The sequence below is a fragment of the Arthrobacter sp. 05L45_2 genome (assembly GCF_056397525.1).
This window is the reverse complement of sequence record NZ_JBFTNO010000258.1, coordinates 1-3,523: the sequence shown is the minus strand read 5'-3', so window position 1 is coordinate 3,523 and position 3,523 is coordinate 1. Positions and strand designations below refer to the sequence as shown.

4 protein-coding genes are annotated in these 3,523 nt (G+C 70.1%); 3 read left to right on the top strand and 1 reads right to left on the bottom strand.

Annotated features, from left to right (window positions below; translation table 11 throughout):
* The 3 genes from AC1DHD_RS15050 to AC1DHD_RS15040 form a co-directional block, all read left to right on the top strand.
* Nucleotides 1-1,176: flagellar hook-length control protein FliK (locus tag AC1DHD_RS15050; RefSeq protein ID WP_476880486.1), on the top strand; the 1,176-nt coding region annotated here is incomplete at its 5' end.
* A gap of 17 nt (nt 1,177-1,193) precedes the next feature.
* On the top strand, nt 1,194-1,628 hold the full coding sequence (locus AC1DHD_RS15045; protein WP_476880485.1) for a flagellar hook assembly protein FlgD: 435 nt from the start codon (nt 1,194-1,196) through the stop codon (nt 1,626-1,628).
* A 30-nt stretch (nt 1,629-1,658) separates the two neighbouring features.
* Nucleotides 1,659-2,822 carry a flagellar hook protein FlgE gene (locus AC1DHD_RS15040; RefSeq protein ID WP_476880484.1) on the top strand — a complete coding sequence of 388 codons (1,164 nt, stop codon included), beginning with the start codon at nt 1,659-1,661 and terminating at the stop codon, nt 2,820-2,822.
* Between the two features lie 105 nt (nt 2,823-2,927).
* On the opposite strand, the gene AC1DHD_RS15035 is transcribed toward AC1DHD_RS15040, so the two are convergent.
* Nucleotides 2,928-3,523, bottom strand: a 596-nt coding sequence (locus tag AC1DHD_RS15035; RefSeq protein ID WP_476880483.1) for an endonuclease domain-containing protein, incomplete at its 5' end; no start/stop codon positions are given.

The window sequence follows — 3,523 nt, the reverse complement described above, 5'->3', positions numbered from 1 at the left end:
GCCATCCATGTGCCCTCGGCTGCAACGCAGGACACTCCCGGGGCAGCCGGCTCTCAGGGCACGGTCCTGCCGGCCGGGAACCCCGCCACAACAGCTTCCGGCGTTGCCCTTGGGGCTGCCGCCCCGGCGTCGGCCGACCCCCGCCTCGTTGACCAGCCCGCTGCCGCCGCCTTCCCCGCGCCGGCTGCTACGGCGTCCGGCCCCGCTGTCACGGCGAGCCTTCCGACGGCACCCGTCACGGTGCCTGTCGCGGCCCCCGCTGCGGCCCCCGCTGCGGCCGTGGCAGGCCAGCAGCCGGCCGCCAACCTTCCCGGGGCCGCTGCCCCGGCTGCGGAGGCGCAGGGCCCCGGTACCCCGGACCCCCGCCTTCCAAGCGCTGGCGGGGACGCCGGCGTCGTTCCCGCTACTAAGGTTGCTGCCAAGACTTTGGCCCCCGGCGATGCTGCCGCGGCCACGACGACGCCGGCCGCAACCGCCGGAGCCGCCGGGGCGGCGGGCGTTTCCGCAGCAGCCAGGCCCGGCGTCCGGACCACGGGCGCCACGACGGAAGGCCTCCCGTCCGCGCAGGCGGCCCCCGCCGTCGACGTTTCCGCAACAGCCGGTGCCGCAGCCGTGACCACGACGGCGGCTCCCTCCCCGGCCACCGGCCAGGCGGCACCTGCGGCCGCTCCCGCGCCGGTGCCGGCGCAGCAGCCGGCGCTCACCCCGCAGCTGGCCAAGCCGTTGTTCACGCTCGCCGGTGCACCGCACGGGCAGCACATCATGACCCTGAAAGTCAGCCCCGAGGACCTCGGACCGATGACCGTCCGGGCGCACATCGACGCTGCAGGGGTGCGGATCGAACTGTTCGCCCCGGGCGACGCCGGCCGCGAGGCGCTGCGGGGGATCCTTCCTGAACTGCGCAAGGAACTCGCAGGCTCCGGCTTCGGTGCCAGCCTCGACGTCTCGGACCACAGCGGCCCGCTGGGCCAGGGCAACGACGCCCGGCAGGACGCCCAGCAAGCAGCCGGCCGCGACGCCTCACAGAGCGGCGGCGCCGGCGGTGGCTCGGGAGGGCGGAAGGCCCCCGGCGAACCGCGCCCCGGACACCGCTGGGATGCCCTGGCCGATGCGTCGACGTTGCGTAACGCCACCATTCTGGCCGGCCCCCAAACCACCCTCGACATTCTCGTCTGACCGAAGGAATCCGACTCATGACAATCCAGCCCATCGTTCCCCAGCCGGTGACGGCCGCGGGCGCGACCCCGGCGGCCACCGCCGTCCGGGCACCCGTGCAGACCATGGACGCCAACGTCTTCATGACCCTCCTCGTGACCCAGCTGAAGAACCAGAACCCGAGCGCCCCCATGGACACGAACCAGATGATGGCCCAGACCATCCAGCTGTCCATGATGGAAAAAATGACCGAACTGACCACCAACAGCAAGGAGGGATTCTCCCTCCAGATGCGGTCGGCCGCGTCCCAGCTCATCGGCCACTCGGTCGATTACACCCTCGCCGACGGCACCACCGGCTCGGGCATCGCCAGCTCCGTGTCCTTTGCCGGCGCCGTACCGGCCGTCAAAATCGGCCAGCTTTCCGTTCCCCTCGACTCCATCACCGGCCTGACCGCGCCGGCCGCTCCCTGACCCGTTTCCTCCCGCAGAAAGGCAGTTCCCATGCTCCGCTCGCTGTACTCCGGAATCTCCGGCCTCCGTGCCCACCAGACCATGCTGGATGTCACCGGTAACAACATCGCCAACGTCAACACGGCCGGCTTCAAGGCCTCCTCCACCCAGTTCCAGGACACCCTGTCCCAGATGACCCAGGGGGCCTCCGCGCCGCAGGGCCAGACCGGCGGCAGCAACCCGGCGCAGATCGGCCTTGGCGTCCGCGTCGCCGGCGTCAGCACCAACTTCGCGCAGGGCTCGTCGCAGAGCACCGGCCGCGCTACGGACATGATGATCTCCGGTGACGGCTTCTTCGTCACCAGCAAGGGCGGCCAGCAGCTCTTCACCCGCGCGGGATCCATGACCTTCGACGCCAACAGCCAGCTGGTCAGCCCGGATGGCGGCATCCTGCAGGGCTGGACCGCTAACAACAGCGGCGTCGTCAACCAGGCCGGCGCCATCGGCAACATCACGCTGAACCCGAACACCATGATCGCGACCCCCACCACCACGGTGACGCTCGACGGGAACCTCCCCGCCGAGGCCGGGTCGGCGTCGTTCGACCGCGTTGTGAAGGTCTATGACAGCGTGGGTGCCCCCAGCAACCTCACCCTTACCTTCGTCCAGCAGCCCGGCGGCTGGGGTGTCTCCACCGACGGCGGCGCAACCATCGCCGACTCGATGAAGTTCACCAACGGCCAGCTGACGTCCCCGGGCAAGCTCAACGTTGCCGGCAAGACCCTCGACGTGAGCCAGGTGACCTCGTACGCCGGTGTGAGCTCGCTGACGGTCAGCGGCCAGAACGGCACCCCGGCGGGCAAGCTGGAGTCCTTCACCCTCGGCAACGACGGGTCCCTCATCGGGTCCTTCAGCAACGGCACCAAGCAGGTCCTGGCCAAGATCGCCCTCGCCAAGTTCACCAACCCGGCAGGCCTCGAAAAGGCCGGCGGCTCGTCCTACGTCGCCACCGCCAACTCCGGCAACGTTCAGCTCGGCGCCGCGGGCGACCCCGGCATCGGCACCCTGGCCGGCGGCTCGCTGGAAATGTCCAACGTGGACCTTTCCCAGGAGTTCACCAACCTGATCGTCGCCCAGCGCGGCTTCCAGGCCAACGCCCGCATCATCACCACCTCGGACGAGGTCCTGCAGGAGCTGACCCAGCTCAAGCGCTAACCAAGCGCCACCCCCCGCCCCACCCCGGCCCCACCCCGGTTGCCCTATCACTTATGGCTGGCATGAGCCCGTCATAGCCGCCAAAAGTGATAGGGCAACAGGCGTTTAACGGGTCTCGACGGCGGCCCGGATCCTGCGTACAGCGCGCCTGAAACCGTTGGCGAGATCGTCGGCGTTGAACTTGAAGTACCGCCAACCGGCCGAGGTGAAGGCTTCATCCCGGTAATTGTCCCGGGACTGCTGTTCGGGCGTCCGGTGATGCGCGCCGTCGTACTGGATGGCCACCCGTAGCTTGCGGTAACCAAGATCGGCAGCCGGTGAGTACGGGTCCGCGGGAACGAGCTTGAGCTGGAGCTCCGGTTCCGGGAGGCCCCCGGCGGTCAGCGCCAGCCGGAGGAGGGTCTCCGGTGCGGAGTCGGCACCCGGCCGGATGAGTTCGGCGGCGAGGCGCGCTTTTACGATGCCCTGCAGCTTCGGGTGGCGGTGCAGCATGGTGCCCAGTGCCTCGCGCGTGGCCCACGGCTCGGTACGGAGCTCGAGTCCTGGCCGCGGTTGGCGGACCAGCTGGTCACCGAGAGCGACCAGGTCCTCCAGCCGCAGCCGGCGGGCCAAATCCAGCCAGGTCCTGGCCGGCGTCGATATCCGGATGCCGTCCACCACGGTGACTTCGTTCGGGAAGGCCAGCACGGTGTGTCCCACCA

What these genes read in the sequence shown, in the direction of transcription:
- AC1DHD_RS15040 (WP_476880484.1), top strand. Translation starts at nt 1,659, where the DNA reads ATGCTCCGCTCGCTGTACTCCGGAATCTCCGGCCTCCGTGCCCACCAG.
- AC1DHD_RS15045 (WP_476880485.1), top strand. Translation starts at nt 1,194, where the DNA reads ATGACAATCCAGCCCATCGTTCCCCAGCCGGTGACGGCCGCGGGCGCG.